Below are 16,104 nucleotides of genomic sequence, written 5' to 3' on the forward strand. Positions count from 1 at the left end.
TCCGGCGGTCATCGTCCGACAGGTTCTGTCCGGAAGGTACCGGACCGCGGAGGCCGAGTGCGGTCCCGGCGCATCCTGCTCGGCGGATCCGGACGTGGACAGAGAGACGTGTACAGATGGACGGGGACAACAGGACGAGGACAACAGATAGACGTGGACAGATATGCGGGACTTCCCGGAGTCCGGGTGCCGGCTTCCGCGCCCGCGCGCCAGCGGGGGCGGACGCGGCGGCGGGAGTGGTGCGCGGGGCGCGCGTCGTGGGGGAGATGGGCATGCGGGGTGGTCCCGGTGGCAGGGGGGTGCGAGTGCGGGGAGGCCACAGCCGTTCGGAACCGAACAGGCGGTTGACGGTTACCAGGTGAAACGTTCCTGCGGCTCGGTGGCCGTCCAGGCTTCCGCCGTCGCGCTTCCCGTCGCCCGGAACGCGGGCTTCCCTCCGCCGTTGCCGTGTGGATGATGCTGTCCGGAAGGTGCGCATGCGCCGACCACGCGGGCGGGACACGTGCGTGCGGCCGGTCTCGGTGGACGTCACGCCCCGGCTCACACCCCCGGCTCAGACCGCCGGTGTGCCCGACGTCCCGCGGCGAGGCGCGTGCCCGTCCCGGCGGGAGGGATGAGACCCCATGTCGTACGTGGTCACCGGTGCCACCGGCTTCTACGGTTCCCACTTCCTCGCCGCGCTGCTGGCCGCCCGGCCCCGGGCCCGGGTCGTCGCCCTCGTGCGCAACGACCCCGCACCGGCGCGCGAGCGGTTGAGAGCGGCCCTCGAACACACCGGGCGGACGCTGGACGACGCGGCACTCGACCGCGTGACTCCGGTACGTATCCGCCTGTCCACGCCGTACCTGGGCCTGGGCGGGCCCGAGTACCGGGCCCTGGCCGCCGACGCCGAGGCCGTCTGCCACTTCGCGGGGCACATCGGCCTGACCGCCCACGACCGGTTGCGCCCGACGAACGTCGGCGGCACCGCGGAGGTCCTGCGGCTGGCCGCCGCCGCGTCCCCGGACGTACGGGTGGTGCACATCAGCACCGCCTACGTCGCCGGCGCCCGCCGCAGGGGCACGGCCCCCGAGCGGATCGTCCCGCCCGAAGGGGGATTCCTGTCCCCCTACGAGGAGTCGAAGTACGAGGCGGAGTGCCTGGTCCGCGCCTACTGCGAGCGCCACGGGCGCGCGGCCCTGATCCTGCGGCCCGGCGTCCTGGTCACCGACCGGCCGTACCGCCCCGGGCTGCCGAACCACCCGCTGGGCGTGCTGGGGGCCAAGGCCGCCGAACTGCTCAGACTCTCCTCCCGGGCCGGCCCGGACGCGCTCTTCTCACCCGCCCGGCCCGCCACCGCCCGCATCCCCGGCTCCCCGCGGGCCACGCTCGACCTGCTCCAGGTGCCCTACGCCGCGGAGGCCGCGGTCGAGCTGGTCACCCGCGTCCCGCCGCCGCCCGCGGGGCAGGCCGGTGTCGTCCACCTCGTCCATGCGCGCGGCACACCGGTGCAGACCCTGCTCGACGCTCTGGCCGGGCATCTTCCCGGCCTGGACCTCACCCTCTCGCCGGACGCCGACCGGCCCACCCCGCTGGAGACGCTCCTGCTGCGGATGGCGCAGGGCGCCCACCTCTACACGACCCTCGAACGCGACTACGAACGCACCGCCCTCCGCCGGCTCCTGCCCCACCTGCCCGACCCCGACGTCCTCGACCCCGGCTATCTGCGCCGGGCCCTCGCACCACCCGTTCGCGCCCGCTCGGGCACCGAACCCCAGAGGTGACCTCCCGTGCCCACCCACCTCCACCCCCTGCTGATCCGTACCCTCACCCAGGACCTGGGCGTGCCCGAAGGCCTGCTCCACGCCGAGGCGACCCTCGAAGACCTGGGACTGGACTCCCTGGCCCTCGCGGAGCTGGCCGTCATCGTCGAGGACCGCACCGGACGGAGCGTCGCCGACCTGACCGAGCGGTCCACCCTGGCCCAGGTCAGCGAGCGCCTCGCGGACCTGGGCCAGGGTGGACCGGAGCCGGGCGCATGACCACCCCCGTCGCCGTCACCGGCATCGGCATGGTGACCCCGGTCGGCGTGGGAACCGCCGCGACCTGGCACGGCCTGCTGCGAGGACGCTCGGCCGCCCGCACCCACCCCGTCCTGGCCGGTCTGCCCGTCGACTTCTGCTGCGCCGTGGACGGCCTCGACGCCCCGGCCCGCCTGACCCCCCGCCTGGCGCTGCGCCTGGACCGCTTCAGCCAGATGGCCCTGCTGGCCGCCCGCGAGGCGATGGCCGACGCCGGCCTGCCGCCGGGCGGCTACGACCCGCAGCGCACGGGGGTCGTCCTGGGCACCGGCGCCACCAGCATGGAGCGGTACGACACGGAGATCGGCAAACTCCTGAACGGACGCCACCGCGCCGTCTCCCCGCTGATCATTCCCCGCAGCATTCCCAACATCTGCGCGGGAGAGGTCTCGTTCGACATCACGGCCCACGGGCCCAGCCTGACCGTCAGCACCGCGTGCGCCTCCGGCGCCACCGCCATCGGCATCGCGATGACCCTCCTGGCCGCCGGCCAGTGCGACACCGTACTGGCCGGCGGAGCCGAATCCGTGTGCAACCGCATCTCCAGCGTGGGCTTCTCCCAACTCGGCGCGCTGTCCACCCGCACCGACGCGCCCGCGGAAGCCTCGCGCCCCTTCGACCGGGACCGTGACGGCTTCGTCCTGGCCGAAGGCGCCGCCGTGCTCGTACTGGAACGGGCCACCACCGCCCGCGAGCGCGGTGCCCGCGCCTACGCGCTGCTCACCGGGTACAGCGCGGGCTGTGACGCCCACCACGTCACCGCGCCCTCCGCCGACGGCATCGAACGCGCCGTGCGCGGCGCCCTGCGCAGTGCGGGGCTGCGGCCGCGGGACATCGATCACATCAACGCCCACGGCACGAGCACGCCCCTCAACGACCGTACGGAAGCCGGGGTTCTCCACCGACTCTTCCCCCACCATCCCCCGGTGACCTCGTTCAAGGGCGCGACCGGCCATGCCATCGGGGCCGCCGGAGCCATCGAGGCGGCCGGCACCGCCCTGACCCTCCACCACCAGGTCATTCCTCCGACCGCCAACCACCACCGCACCGACCCCGCGATCGTCGCCGACGTCGTCGCGGGCGCCCCCCGACGGGCCCGGCTGCGCACGGCGATCAGTACGTCCTTCGGCTTCGGCGGCCAGAACGCCGTCCTCGTCCTGACCACCGCGTGACCCACCCGGCCGGGCCGGCGCGGGCCTTGTCGCCGAGCCCCGTCCGCTGCCGTCCGCCGCCGCCCGTCCCTCAGGGAGGAGCCCCCATGGCCGTCCACACCACCACCGCGTCCGAGCTCGCCGAGCTGCTCCGCCGGCGCCTCGGCGGAAGCTCCCGCATCGGCGTCAGGGCCTGGGACGGAACCCGCGCGGGCCCCGAGCACGCCCCCGTCCTGGTGGTCCACACCCCGCGTGCCGTCACCCGCATGCTCTACCGCCCCGGCCAACTGGGCCTGGCCCGCGCGCTCGTCCTCGGCGAGGCCGACGTCGAGGGGGACCTGACGGAGTTCCTGCGCCGAGCCCCGCGAGCGGTTCTCGGGGTTGCGCCGGGCCCCGGAGAGGTCCTCCACGCCCTCGCCACGGCCCGCCGGCTGCGCGTTCCCCCGCTTCCACCCCGTCCGCCCCGGCAGGAAGTGCATCGTCGGCTACGGCCGGCGGCGGCCGTGGCCCATCACTACGACATGAGCGACAGCTTCTACCGCCTCGTCCTCGGCCCCGGCATGGTCTACTCCTGCGCCTACTGGACCGCGCCGCCCCACGGTGACGGACCGGGCGACGGCCTGTCCGAGGCCCAGCGGGCCAAACTCGACCTCGTCTGCCGCAAACTCCGACTCGGCCCGGGGACACGCCTCCTGGACGCCGGCTGCGGCTGGGGCGCGCTGACGAGGCACGCCGTCCGGCACTACGGCGCGACGGCCGTCGCCGTCACCCTCTCTCCCGCACAGGCCCGTCACACCCGGCGCATGCTCGAACGCGAGGGACTCGCCGGCCGGGCGGACGTCCGCCACGGCGACTTCCGTGACCTCACCGACGGGCCGTACGACGCCATCGCATGCCTGGAGATCTCCCACCACGTGCCGCGCCACCGGCTGGCGGGGTACTCGGCCGTCCTCCACCGCCTCCTGGCCCCCGGCGGCCTCCTGCTGGACCAGCACGTCAGCGTCCGTCACGACAACCAGGCCCTCCGGCGCAGCGCCTTCCTGCGCTCGTACGTCTTCCCCGACCTCCATGTCGCTCCGCTGCACCGCACGCTGGGCCACTACGAGCGGGCCGGCTTCGAGATCGCCGACGTGGAGAACCTCCGCGACCACTTCGCCCTGACCTTCCGCGCCTGGTCCCGCAACCTGGAGGGGAATTGGGACCGGGCCGTCCAACTCGTCGGACCGGTACGGGCCCGTGCCTGGCGGCTGTACATGGCGGCGCTCACCGTCGCCCAGGAATCCGGCTGGTCCGGCGTCAACCACGTTCTGGCCCAACGCCCTTGCGCCGCCCCTGGCATCCGGGCGGTGCCTCGCCGGAACCACCCGCCGCTCCGCCGCACCCACTATCCGGCCGGACACGACCGGCCGAACTGAGTGCTCCCGCGGCACTGTTGCCGTGTTTCCGTGGTGCCGCAGGCGCCGCGGCCTCATCTCGGCGTATCGTGGTCGCCCGTTCTCCCGCTCGGCGAACAGGGGTTCCACCATGCCGCGTTCACCCCGTGACGTCCTCGCCGCCTACCACCGGGCGATCCTCGCCCTGTCCGCGGACGACCTGGCCGACCTCTACGCGCCCGACGGCGTCCACGAGTTCCCCTTCCTCACCCCCGGGCGGCCCGACCGCTACCGGGGCCGCGAGGAGATCCGCGCCGGCTACCGGGCGTCGTGGGGTGCGCGGACGCCGGTCCGCCTCCAGGAGATCCACGACGTCGCCGTCTTCGACGGTGCCGACCCGGAGATCGTCGTCGGCCTCTGGCGGGCCACCGCCCGATTCGCACCCGACGCCGCCCCGATCACGCTCTCCGGTCTGCTGATCCTGCGCGTACGCGACGGCCTGGTCGTCCACGCCTACGACTACCTGGACTTCCTCGGAGCCTTCCACGCTTCGGGACGCCTGCCGGACCTGCTCGGCTTCCTCGGAGCGCCGGCCGGGGGCTCCGGCTGACCCGCACCGGCCGAAGTCACGTGCGCGGCAGCCCTGTTGGCAAGCCGGGCATTGCCGCCAAGTGGCGTTGCGTGGGCAAATGCCGCCTGGGCGTTGAGCGTTCCCGAGTCCATGCGCAGGACGCGCCACGGGGTCCGCGCGAGCAGACGGCCGGTCAGGCCGGCCTCGCGGCGGAGGCGGGCGGCGGCCGACGCGAGGCCGTGCACGGCGCGCGTGCCGGGGAGCCAGACAGTCCTCGCGCGCCGCGAGCGACTCGGCCGTGCAGGCGCGCGTGCAGGCGACCGCGAGGCCATCCGGTCGGTCAGGGCTGCGGCCGGGGCTTGCGCGGCCGGGGTGCGCGTACGGCGCTGTGAGCAGGGAGATGCTCACAGCGCCGTTACGTCCGTGTCAGCCGGCGGCCTGCTTGCAGGCGGTGTCGGTCTTGGCCGGGCCGACCTGACCGACCTTGCCCATCACGGTCTCGCACAGCAGCTTGCTGGCCGTCGGGAGCCCGGTCGAGCCGACCCCGCAGGCGACTTCCGCGATGGGGCCGCCGCGGTGGGGGTTGCCGCCCGCGAGGTAGTTGGCGCAGTCGGGGCCGCCGGCGTGGGCGGCGGGCGCTGCGATGACGGCACCTCCGGCGACCAGGGCGAGGGTGCCCAGGGCGGCGGCGATACGGGTACGGAAGCTTCCGGTCATGGAGTGTCCTCACTGGGGTGGAGTGGGGGCAAAGGCCGAAGCAGGTAACCGGATTATCTGCGTCCGGTCGCTTCGGACTGGTAAACGGACTGGAGGAGAGTCGGTCACGCCCCCACCGGGTGATGGGAGGGCGGTCGTTGTTGTCGTGGGCGGCCGGAACGTAGCGGTTACCGACCGGAGTTGGCGGGAGACGCCCCGGCCGGGCGCATGGTGGATTCCCTTGGTGGGAGGGCGGCATGGGCTGTTCGGCCCCATGGTTCCGGCCTCCGGGACGGAAATGCGCCGACGGTGCCGTTCGTGAAACCAATCCACCCCGGCAGGATGAACTGGCCTGCATTTCACGTTAGTTGGTCTGACGGAGCATTGGTCAGGGTGTGTCACCCTCGGCACGGAGAGGTGGTTGGCGGGCAAGGCGCCGACGTCGTGCGGCTCCGCGCCGGGGCCGCGGCGAGCGGCTGCGATGTGGACGACCGTGGCGGCCTCTCTGGAAAAAACCGGGAAGTCTTCCGCAAGGCGAAGGGCTGAACTCCGAGCGGTACTCTCCGGTGTCATGAGTTCGGGGCCCTGCGTTCGGCACCGCGGGACCCCGAGCCGCGTCCGGAGGCCGGCTTATGAGGCGGATTACGGCAGTACGAACTTCACCGACCGGAAGGTGAGGCTGTCCGGCTGCTGGTCGCTCCCCGGCTTGAGCACGGCCTTGGGGGTGCCCGTGCAGTCGTCGGACGCGAAGAGCTGGGCGTTGGCCCTGGTGCTGATGTTTTGAGGCCCGAATGCGCTCGAGTTTGGCTGGTCGGGTGAGAGCTGTTCGACGTCCTGGATGAGGATGCACTCGTTCAAGGGGGGCTGCTCCGCCAGGGACGTGCCTACTGCGGTCTCGGTTTTGGGGTCGAAGTACTTGTAGTTGAGCCCGAGCTCGTCCTGCGCGTGCGCGGCGGCGGCGGACGAGAGGGTCAGGGCGAGGGCGCTCGCGAGGGCGAGCAGCGCGGGGGGAAGGCGCATGGCGGATTCCCTTCGGTGGGTGGGCGCGGGCTGGTCGGCCCCCATGATGGTGCCACCTGGGCCGGAAATACGCCGATAGTGCCGTTCGTGGCCCCAATCCACTCGCCGGGATGAACATGCTTGATTTCGCGGGGCGTTGACATGACGGAACGTTGGCCAAGGTGTGTCACATTCGAGACGAAGAGGCGGCCGGCGGTAAGGGGCGCTCGCTGCTGTCTCCGCCCTCCACACGTCAATCCTCATGCGGACGGCAGGCAAGAGCCCTCGCCCCAGCCCCGCACCGACACCAGCGATCGCCCGTCCGAACGTCCGTAAGCAGGGCGGCATTTGCCGCCCGAACCTCACTTCCCCCGGTGACGCGCCTTCGCCTTCGCCCGGGCCAGGGCCCGCCGCTGCTCGGCCTCGGCGGCGCGCTGCCGTTTGGCGGCCGCGCGGTTGAGGTGCGCGGTCTCCTCGAACGCCTCGCGCAGGGCCTCCTGGGCCCCCGTCGTCACCGGCCGGGCCGCCTGCTCCCGCGCGGCGGCGCGGGCCGCGCGCTTGGCGCCTGCCCGCCGGGCGGGCGGCGGGCAGGCGTCGGCCGGCACCGCCGGGGCCGCGAGGGCGCGGGCCAGCAGCGCGTCGAAGTCGCGACGGGTGAACTCCGCCAGCTCCGCGCCGGTGGGTTCGCCGCCGAAGACATGGCGCGCCGCACGGACCCCGTCCGGCCCGGCGATCTCCAGCACGCCGACCCAGAAGGGGCCTTCGAAGAACACGCTGAACGTGCTCGGCATCTCGTCCTCCCATGATTGTCGATCGAGAAGGACGAACCGGACACCCTGGGAGGGAGGTTACTGACCGGCGGCGACCAGCACCGACGGCGCCCGGACTACCGACCGGACCGTGTTTTCGCTCGTCCCTGTGGACCGTACGGTAGGCGGTGGGGAAGGTTCCGTGCCACTGGATTGTTTCGGTGTTCGTGAAAGGCGAGCTGGACTTCCAGGCGCTCGGTCGGCAGGCGGACGGCCCGCTGGAAGCACCGGCTCCAATATGCGCCCCCACCGAGTACGCGTACTCGATCCACAAGGGGCAGGCCGCCTCCGGACGCCTTGCGGGCAAGGGCGATTGTCAGTGGGGCGTGCTTGGATGGCGTGCATGAGTGAGACGAAGGCGGCAGCGGCCCGGTTCAAGGATCTTGTCCTGGACGCCACCGACTATCAGTCCTTGGCCGACTGGTGGTGTGCGGCGCTGGGTTATGTACGGCGGCCCGTGCCCGAGGGGGAGCGGACGGCGCCGATCGGGGATCCGGCGGGGGTGGGGCCGGTGATCTGGATTGTGCCGGTGCCCGAGCCGAAGACGGTCAAGAACCGCATGCACCTGGATGTATGGGGCGATACGGAACGGCTCGTCGCGCTCGGGGCGACGGTGATACGCCGGCGGGACGACGAGATCGAGTGGGACGTGCTGGCGGATCCGGAGGGGAACGAGTTCTGTGTGTTCACTCCTCCGACTCCTCCGGGGCGGGAGTGAGCGGGGCGGTGGGGTCCGGCAGGGGCGGGGGTGCGGCCTCGGGGCCCAGGCCGGTCAGGTCCACGGCCTGTTCCCAGACGAGTTGGGCCAGGCTCTCGTCCGTCGCGATGGGGTCCAGGTCGACGGGGCGCTCGCAGTCGAAGTAGCGGCCGGAGGGGCCGTCGGCGGGGGCGAAGGTGAGGCGGACGACCGGGAGGGCGGCGATCTCCGGCGGGGCCCAGGCGCGCTTGATGCCCTTCAGGACGAGGCCGCGCAGCCCCCGGCCCCCGTCGCCCAGCGAGGTGTTGGCCACGCCCGGGTGGATCGCGTCGATACGGATGCCGGTGCCCTCCCAACGGCGGGCGAACAGCGGCACGGTGAGGAGGTTGGCGAGCTTGGTGGTGGCGTAGGTGCGGACGCGGTGGAAGTCGGCGCCCGTCGGGGTGCGGCGCAGGTCCAGCCGGCCCCGGGCGTACAGGCCGGCGGTGAGCTGGACGACGCGGGTGCGGTCGGCCTTGAGGCGTTCCTCCAGCAGGTGGTTGAGGAGGAACGGCGCCAGGTGGTTGACCGTGAAGGACTCCTCCAGCTTGTCCTCGGTGCGCACCAGCCGCGTCGGCCAGACGCCCGCGTTGTGCACCAGGACGTCGATGCGGTCGCAGTGCTCCCGCAGGTGGTCCGCGACCGCGTGCACGTCGGAGAGGAGGGAGAGGTCCCCGGTCACGAGCTCCGCGCCGCCGCCCAGTTCCGTGACCGTCCGTTCGCCCGCGTCCCGGTTCCGGGCCACGACCACGACCCGTACCCCGCGCCGCGCGAACTCCCCCGCCACCGCCCGGCCGATGCCGCGCGTGCCTCCGGTGACGACCGCCGTGATGTTGTCCGCCATGGGGGAACCCTAACGCCGGTACACGGCCGTGCCATTGCCGGGGCTATCGCAGTGGCCGTCGCCGGGGCCGGGGTCGTGCGATGGCACAGGCGGGCGGGCCGCGGCGGCCGCGGAGGCTGCCCCGCCGCGCCGGGCCGCCCGCCCGTGCCCGCTCACAGCGCCGACAGCTCGTCCACCAGGTCGTCCAGCCCCAGCGACCCCTGCGACAGCGCCGCCATGTGCCACGCCTTCGCGTCGAACGCGTCCCCGTGCCGCTTCCGCGCCGCCTCCCGGCCCGCCAGCCAGGCGCGTTCGCCGAGCTTGTAGCCGATGGCCTGGCCCGGCAGGCCCAGGTAGCGCACCAGCTCGCTCTCGACGAAGTCCGCCGGGCGGCTGCTGTGCGACGCGAAGAACTCGTGCGCCAGCGCGGGCGTCCAGCGCTCGCCCGGGTGGAAGGGGGAGTCCGCGGGGATCTCCAGCTCCAGGTGCATGCCGATGTCGATGATGACGCGGACGGCGCGCATCATCTGGGCGTCGAGGTAGCCCAGCCGCCGCTCGGGGTCGGTGAGGAAGCCCAGTTCGTCCATGAGGCGCTCCGCGTAGAGGGCCCAGCCCTCGGCGTTGGCGCTCACCATGCCGATCGTGGCCTGGTAGCGGGAGAGCCGGTCGGCCACGTGCGTCCACTGGGCGAGCTGGAGGTGGTGGCCGGGCACGCCCTCGTGGTACCAGGTCGACACCAGGTCGTAGACCGGGAAGCGGGTCTGGCCCATGGTCGGCAGCCAGGTGCGGCCGGGGCGGGAGAAGTCCTCCGACGGCTGGGTGTAGTACGGTGCGGCCGCACCGCCGGGCGGGGCGATCCGCGACTCGACGCGCTTGACGCGCTCGGCCAGCTCGAAGTGCGTGCCGTCCAGCGCCTCGATCGCCTCGTCCATCAGGCCCTGGAGCCACTCCCGGACCTCCTCGACGCCCTCGATGTGGGTGCCGTGCTCGTCCAGGTGCGCCAGCGCCTCCCACGGGGTGCGCGCCCCCGGCAGGATCTTCTCGGCCTCGGCGCGCATCTCGCCCAGCAGCCGGTGGTACTCGGACCAGCCGTACGCGTACGCCTCGTCCAGGTCGAGGTCCGTGCCGTTCCAGTAGCGCGACCAGCGGGCGTACCGCTCGCGGCCCACGACGTCCGGGGCGCCCTCCACGGCGGGGGCGTAGACGTCCCGCAGCCAGTCGCGGACGGCGACGAGGCCGCCGGTCGCGGCCGCCGCGGCCGCGTCCAGCCCGGCCCGCAGTTCCTCGGGCCCCCCGGCGGTGAAGTCGGCGAACCACCCGCCGTCCGTGCCGATCCACTCGGCGAGCTGCTCCAGCACCGTCGCGACCTGGCGCGGACCGCCCTTGAGCCCGCGCGCCAGGCCCTCGGTGAGCGAGGCCCGCCAGTCCTCCAGCGCGGCCGGGACGGCGCGCAGCCGCTCGGCGACCGCGTCCCAGTCCTCGGCGGTCTCCACCGGCATCAGCGTGAAGACCTCGCGCACCGCGTGCAGCGGGCAGTGCAGGTTGTTGATCGCGCGCAGGTGCTCGCCCGCCTCGTGCACGGCCAGCTCGGCGGTCAGCCGCTCGCGCAGCAGCCGGGCGCAGCGCCGCTCGGCCTCGCTGTCCGCGCCGTCCCGCTTCTCGGCCTCGGCCAGCTCCTCCAGCGTGGTGCGGGCCAGGTCGGCCAGCGCCCGCTGCCCCTCCGGGGAGAAGTCGGGCAGCCGGCGGGCGGCGGCCGGGACGCCCAGGTAGGTGCCGGTGATGGGATCGAGTGCGGCGACGGCGTCGACGTAGGCGTCGGCGACCTGGCGGGGCAGGGGCCCGGACGCGGCGGTGGCGGGGTCCGTGGTGATGTTCGGCATGGGCCCATCCTCGTACGGCCGGGCCGGTCGCGTCACGCGCGTTTCACCAGGGGCACCGGGGCCGGCGCGAGGCGGGCCGTGATCACGAGGGTGCCCTCCTCGATCTGGTAGTCCAGCGGCAGGCCCAGGGAGCGCATCGCGGCCACCATGCCCGTGTTGGACGCCTGCGTCACGGCGTAGACGCTCTCGCAGCCCGCCTCGCGGGCCAACGCCGTGAGGCGGCCGAGGAGTTCGGAGCCGACGCCGCGGCGCTGCCACGCGTCCTCGACGAGGAGCGCGACCTCCGTCTCCTCGCCGTCCCACAGCAGGTGGCCCAGCGCGACCAGGCGGCCCGAGGCCGTGTACGCGGCGAGGGTGCGGCCGAAGCGCGGGCTCAGCAGGTGGGCGAGGTAGCGGTCGGCGGCCGCCGGGTCGCGGACCGGGCCGTGGTAGCGCAGCGCCAGCGTCGCGGGGGAGCAGCGCTCGTGCATCGCGCGGGCCGCCGCGAGGTCGCCGGCGCCCGCCCGGCGGACGGTCACCTCGTCGCCCTCCGGCAGCGTCAGGACGTCGCTGCGCTGCGGGAAGCGCGGGCCCAGGCGCTCGTCCAGCTCGACGAGCGCGCGGGCGCGGGCGAACTCGGCGGGGGTGAAGGGGAGACAGGGGCGCTCGACGGTGATCGTGCCGCCGGCGGGGTCGCGCAGACGGATGGTCGTGCCCGTGCCGTCCTCGTCGTCCGCCGCCGACGCCCCCGCGCCGGCCGGCACCGAGCGGATCGTGCAGCGGCCGAGCAACTGGCGCAGGGCGAGGGGGAGTTCGGCGGTGTCGAGGGCGGTGCGGGTGGCCAGGCGCAGCACCCTCGTCGGGGCGTCCACGAGGTCGTGGGCGTCGGCCCGTTCGAGCCAGACGTCGCTGCCGCCGCCGTCGGCGGCGGCCCGCCTCAGCTCGGCGGGGGAGAGGCCCGCCGGGGCGCGGAGCAGGAGTTCGTCGACGGTGCCGGTGGGGAGGGGGTGGGTCTGGAGGGCGAGGATGTCGGCCCGCCGGGCGGCGAGGGACTGGCAGAGGGCGGCGAGGGTGCCGGGCTCGTCGCGGACGGTGGTGCGCATGCGCCACAGGGTGGTGGCGCCGGCGGGCGGGGTGCCGGGCTCCGCCGCGGGGGCGGCCGCCCTCCGCCGGCGCCTGCCGCGCCGGAGCCACCAGCTGTGGAACGCGGCGGTGGCCAGGAGGGCGGCCGCCGAGCCGATGAGGAGGGGCGGGCCGTCGGGACCGTGGACGACCGTGTCCGCCACGGAGTCGGCGGTGGCCACGGCCGCGAAGAGGGCGGCCACCTCCGCCAGATCGCGGCGCCAGGGGTGGCTGCTCGTGTCGTCGGTCATGGGCCCACCCTGGCGGGGTGGTGTTGCGCGATCACGAACGGGTGATGTCCGATGGGTTAAAGGGCGTTTTGCCCGACGTCTCCCCGGAGGGGCCGGGCCTTCCCGGCGGTCCGGGAGGGCTTGGCGGCGGTCCGGGAGGGCTTGGCGGCGGCCGTGCGCGCTGCGCGGGCCGCCCCCCTTCACCGTCCGGTGGACGCCGCCGCGTGCTCGTCCAGCAGCCCGCGGAGCTGGGCGGCGTCCTGCTCGGCCCCCAGCCCCGCGAAGAGCTCCAGGGCGGCCCGCAGGCAGGCGCCGGCGCGGGCCGGCTGCCCCAGGTGGACGAGGCCGCGGCCCAGGGTGCGGAGCAGACCGGCTTCCAGCATCGCGCTGACCTTGCGGGCGAGCGGCAGGAACTCCTCGGCCGTCCGCGCCGCGAGCGCGAAATCGCCCTGCTCGGCGTGGAGTTCGGCGATCAGGTTGCCCGACGCCGCCTCGAAGGAGGACACGTTCAGGGTGCGGAAGAGGGGCAGGGCGGCGCCGGCCCGGCGCAGCGCCTCGTCGTGGTCCCCGCACAGGCGCAGCACCCGGGCCAGGTAGTACAGGCCGATGGCCGTGGAGACGGACTCCCGGCCGGCCAGCAGCTCCGCGCCGCGCCCGGCCGCCGACCGGGCCTCGGAAAGTCGGCCCTGCCGGGCGTAGTTGAAGGCCAGCTCGCCGAGCGCGGTGCCTTCGGCGGTGGCCGCGCCCAGCGTCCGGAAGAACCGCACCGACGCCTCGCCGTGCGCGACCGCGTCGGCGAAGCGGCCGCGGACCCGGGCGTGGGCGCACAGGGTGAGGTGGGCCGAGGCGCACAGCCGCAGGCCGGCGTCGCGGTCGCAGAGTTCCAGGCTGCGGTGGAGCTCGGCCTCGGCCTCGGGGAAGGCGTTGGCGTGCCACAGGGCGTTGCCGCGCACGTAGCGGGCGAGGGCCTCGGAGGGCCGGTCGCCGCGCCGGGCGGCGACCTCGGCGACCTGCCGGGCCTGTTCCGACACGGCCGTGAGGTGGGTGATGCCGGACAGGACGGTGTTGAGCCGGTCGACGAGGTCGGCGGCCTGGGTCAACGGCAGGCCGTCGTCGGCGCAGGCGTGGGCGATCAGGGCCCGTTGCAGGGCGGTCTCCTCGCGCATCCAGGCCGTGGCTTCCCGTGCGGTGGCGAAGGCGAGGCCGGGGGAGGCCGGTGCGGCGTCGATGAGCGTGCGTTCGTCCGGCTCGGCGGCGTGCGCGACCGCGTCGGCGTTGCGCGCGGTGGCCAGGCAGAAGTCCAGCAGGCGGGCGAGGGCGCGGGTCGCCGTGCCGGGGGAGTCCTCGCGGGCGGCCCGGGCCCGGGCGAACGCGCGGACGAGGTCGTGGAAGCGGTAGCGGCCCAGGCGGTGCGACTCCAGCAGGTTGAGTTCGACGAGGGATTCGAGCAGCTCCTCCGCCTCGTCCGTGGCCGCGCCGAGCAGGGCGGCCGCGCCCGGCAGGGCGAGGTCGGGGACGTCCGGTACGGCCAACAGCCGGAAGGCGCGGGCCTGTTCGGGTGTGAGGGTGGCGTAGGAGAGCTGGAAGGCGGCGTCCACGGCGGCGTCGCCGGTGCGCAGTTCGTCCAGGCGCCGGCGTTCGTCCGCCAGTCGCCGGACCATGCCGGCGGGCGACCGGCCGGGTTCGGCCGCCAGGCGGGAGGCGACGATCCGCAGGGCGAGCGGCAGACACCCGCAGGCGGCCACGAGCGCGCGGGCGGCCTCCGGCTCCGCGTCCACGGCGCGGTCGCCGACGGTGCGCCGCAGCAGGCGGAGGGCCTCCTCCGGCGGCATGACGTCCAGCCGCAGGTGGTGCGCCCCGGCCAGGCCGGTGAGCCAGGCGCGGCTGGTCACCAGGACGGCGCAGCCGGCGGCGCCGGGGATCAGGGGCGCGATCTGTTCGCAGGAGGCCGCGTTGTCCAGCAGCAGGAGCATCCGGCGGTCGGCGAGCAGGGTGCGGTAGAGCGCGACGCGTTCGCCGGCGTCGGCGGGGACGTCCTCGTCGGCGACGCCCAACTCCCGCAGGAGTTCCCCCAGGACGTGCTGCGGGTGCGGGGGCTCGGCGTCGGCGCCGCGCAGGTCCGCGTACAGGCGCCCGTCCGGGAACGCGTCGTCGCCGAGCCCGTGCGCGGCCTGTACGGCGAGGGTCGTCTTGCCGACGCCGGCCATGCCGTTGACCGCCGAGACGACGACGGCCGGGGCGTCCCGGCGCGTCACCATGTCCGTCAGCGCGCGGAGTTGGCCGTCGCGGCCCGTGAAGCCGGGGGCGGGGGAGGGGAAGGCGCCGCCCGGGGGAGGCGCGTCGGGCCGGGGCGGCCGCAGGGCGGGGTCGGAGCACAGGATCCGCCGGTGCAGCGCGGCGAGTTCGGGGCCGGGCGCGGTGCCGAGCCGGCGCCGGGCGTCCTCGTGGACGCCCAGCGCCTCGGCCTGGCGGCCCTCCCGGTACAGCGCCAGCATCTGCACCGCGCGCAGCCGCTCGCGGGCGGGGAACTCCACGACCAGGGCGCCCGCCTCGGCGGCCAGGTGCGGCCGGTCGTCCAGCTCGGCGTCGAGGCAGAGCCGGGCCTCCAGCAGCGACTGCCGCACCCGCTGGAGGCGGGCGCGCAGGGTCCTGGCGTGCGGTCCGTGGAGCCCGGCCAGCGGCTCGCCCGCCCACAGCTCCAGTGCGGCGGCGAGGACGGCACGGGCCTGTGCGGCGGTGCCGCCGCGGGCCCGGACCTCCTCGGCCCGCGCCTCCGCGCGCTCGAAGGACCGGATGTCCACGGCCCGGGCGGGCACGCGCAGCGCGTACCCGCCGCTCGTGCCCTCGCCGACGGTGACGAGCAGCGGCTCGGCGGTGTGCCGGGCCAGCGCCCGGCGCAGCCGCCACACATGGGTGCGGACGGAGTGCTCCGGGCGGGACGGGCGGTCGGCCTCGTCCCACACGGCGTCCACGAGCAGCGGCAGCGACACCGTCCGGCCGGCGGCGGCCAGCAGCACCGCCAGCACCTCCCGCGTGCGCGGCTGCCCGAGGTCGACCGGCGCGCCGTCGCACCGGGCCCGCACCGGGCCGAGCAGCGCGAATTCCACTGTCGGCGTGGGGGAGTTCACCGGGGGGAGGGGGTGCAGGGGAACTGGGGTCCGTAGGAGGCCGACCAGAGCCGGACGAAGTAGGGGGCCTCGCTGTTGGTGGTCGCCAGGATGGACATGTCGCCGCCGGGGCGGACGGTGAGCTTCGTCCACGGCAGGTGGGCGCAGTCGCCGTCGCCGGTCCGGCTCCGCCAGAGCGTGCCGCCGTCGGGGGAGGTGACGACGAGGTCGCCGTCGGGGCGGAGTTCGGCCCGGTTGCCCTCGCCGGTGGTCCCGGAGTGCCAGCGCGGCCGCTGGTCCTCGGTGCCGTCGGTGCCGGTGGTGTAGAGGGCGAGGTCGCCGTCGGGCCGCATGACGAGGCGGGTGTCGCCGGAGGCGAGGCTCGCGCCGGGGGCGAGGGTGCCGCCGTTGGGGAGGGTGTCGGGGGCGGCGGCGTGCGCCGTGCCGCCGCCGGTGAGGAGGCCGGTGGCGGCGAGGAGGGCGGCGGCCGTGGCGGAGGCGGCGCGGGCGAGGGGCGAACGGCGTGTTCTCGGCGGCATGGCGGGACCTTTCCGGTTGGGGTGGTCCG

The 16,104-nt window shown here is 74.8% G+C and carries 14 protein-coding genes; 6 read left to right on the top strand and 8 right to left on the bottom strand.

The genetic code is table 11. The features are described 5' to 3' along the window. The first annotated feature begins 623 nt into the window (after positions 1 to 623). The 5 genes from AC230_RS04530 (at position 624) to AC230_RS04550 (ending at position 5,194) form a co-directional block, all read left to right on the top strand. Positions 624 to 1,763, top strand: a complete 1,140-nt coding sequence (locus AC230_RS04530; protein WP_049714594.1) for an SDR family oxidoreductase — start codon at positions 624 to 626, stop codon at positions 1,761 to 1,763. A 6-nt stretch (positions 1,764 to 1,769) separates the two neighbouring features. Beyond that, positions 1,770 to 2,021 carry an acyl carrier protein gene (locus tag AC230_RS04535; RefSeq protein ID WP_049714595.1) on the top strand — a complete coding sequence of 84 codons (252 nt, stop codon included), beginning with the start codon at positions 1,770 to 1,772 and terminating at the stop codon, positions 2,019 to 2,021. Further along, complete coding sequence (locus tag AC230_RS04540) at positions 2,018 to 3,232, top strand: beta-ketoacyl-[acyl-carrier-protein] synthase family protein (RefSeq protein WP_049714596.1); 1,215 nt, start codon at positions 2,018 to 2,020, stop codon at positions 3,230 to 3,232. The genes AC230_RS04535 and AC230_RS04540 overlap by 4 nt, the downstream gene beginning before the upstream one ends. An 86-nt stretch (positions 3,233 to 3,318) precedes the next feature. Next, a complete protein-coding gene (locus tag AC230_RS04545; RefSeq protein WP_049714597.1) occupies positions 3,319 to 4,626 on the top strand; it encodes an SAM-dependent methyltransferase in 1,308 nt (435 codons plus the stop codon). 109 nt (positions 4,627 to 4,735) lie between these two features. Beyond that, on the top strand, positions 4,736 to 5,194 hold the full coding sequence (locus AC230_RS04550; RefSeq protein ID WP_049714598.1) for a nuclear transport factor 2 family protein: 459 nt from the start codon (positions 4,736 to 4,738) through the stop codon (positions 5,192 to 5,194). A 387-nt stretch (positions 5,195 to 5,581) separates the two neighbouring features. Here AC230_RS04550 and AC230_RS04555 read toward each other — a convergent pair whose 3' ends face one another. The 3 genes from AC230_RS04555 to AC230_RS04565 form a co-directional block, all read right to left on the bottom strand. Then, positions 5,582 to 5,872, bottom strand: coding sequence for a hypothetical protein (locus tag AC230_RS04555; protein WP_049714599.1), 291 nt, complete (start codon positions 5,870 to 5,872; stop codon positions 5,582 to 5,584). A 621-nt stretch (positions 5,873 to 6,493) separates the two neighbouring features. Further along, on the bottom strand, positions 6,494 to 6,871 hold the full coding sequence (locus AC230_RS04560; RefSeq protein ID WP_157868507.1) for a hypothetical protein: 378 nt from the start codon (positions 6,869 to 6,871) through the stop codon (positions 6,494 to 6,496). Between the two features lie 341 nt (positions 6,872 to 7,212). Next, positions 7,213 to 7,641: a DUF2992 family protein gene (locus AC230_RS04565; RefSeq protein ID WP_049714601.1), complete on the bottom strand. Its 429-nt coding sequence runs from the start codon at positions 7,639 to 7,641 to the stop codon at positions 7,213 to 7,215. Positions 7,642 to 8,002: 361 nt separating this feature from the next. Between AC230_RS04565 and AC230_RS04570 the strand changes: the two genes are divergently transcribed. Next, the gene (locus tag AC230_RS04570) at positions 8,003 to 8,377 is read left to right on the top strand and encodes a VOC family protein (protein ID WP_049714602.1); all 375 of its coding nucleotides are present in this window, start codon (positions 8,003 to 8,005) and stop codon (positions 8,375 to 8,377) included. Here the strand turns inward: AC230_RS04570 and AC230_RS04575 are convergent. The 5 genes from AC230_RS04575 to AC230_RS32885 form a co-directional block, all read right to left on the bottom strand. Continuing rightward, positions 8,346 to 9,239, bottom strand: a complete 894-nt coding sequence (locus tag AC230_RS04575; protein ID WP_078870944.1) for an SDR family NAD(P)-dependent oxidoreductase — start codon at positions 9,237 to 9,239, stop codon at positions 8,346 to 8,348. The two genes, AC230_RS04570 and AC230_RS04575, sit on opposite strands and share 32 nt — an antisense overlap. Before the next feature lie 152 nt (positions 9,240 to 9,391). Next, positions 9,392 to 11,098: a DUF885 domain-containing protein gene (locus tag AC230_RS04580; RefSeq protein WP_049714603.1), complete on the bottom strand. Its 1,707-nt coding sequence runs from the start codon at positions 11,096 to 11,098 to the stop codon at positions 9,392 to 9,394. 32 nt (positions 11,099 to 11,130) lie between these two features. Then, on the bottom strand, positions 11,131 to 12,450 hold the full coding sequence (locus AC230_RS04585) for a GNAT family N-acetyltransferase (RefSeq protein WP_049714604.1): 1,320 nt from the start codon (positions 12,448 to 12,450) through the stop codon (positions 11,131 to 11,133). A 179-nt stretch (positions 12,451 to 12,629) separates the two neighbouring features. After that, positions 12,630 to 15,557: an AfsR/SARP family transcriptional regulator gene (locus tag AC230_RS04590; RefSeq protein WP_198535412.1), complete on the bottom strand. Its 2,928-nt coding sequence runs from the start codon at positions 15,555 to 15,557 to the stop codon at positions 12,630 to 12,632. Next, complete coding sequence (locus AC230_RS32885; RefSeq protein ID WP_049714606.1) at positions 15,554 to 16,075, bottom strand: hypothetical protein; 522 nt, start codon at positions 16,073 to 16,075, stop codon at positions 15,554 to 15,556. The genes AC230_RS04590 and AC230_RS32885 overlap by 4 nt, the downstream gene beginning before the upstream one ends. Positions 16,076 to 16,104 lie beyond the last annotated feature (29 nt).

It is taken from the genome of Streptomyces caatingaensis (assembly GCF_001187435.1).
In the GTDB taxonomy this organism is placed as follows: Bacteria; Actinomycetota; Actinomycetes; order Streptomycetales; family Streptomycetaceae; genus Streptomyces; species Streptomyces caatingaensis.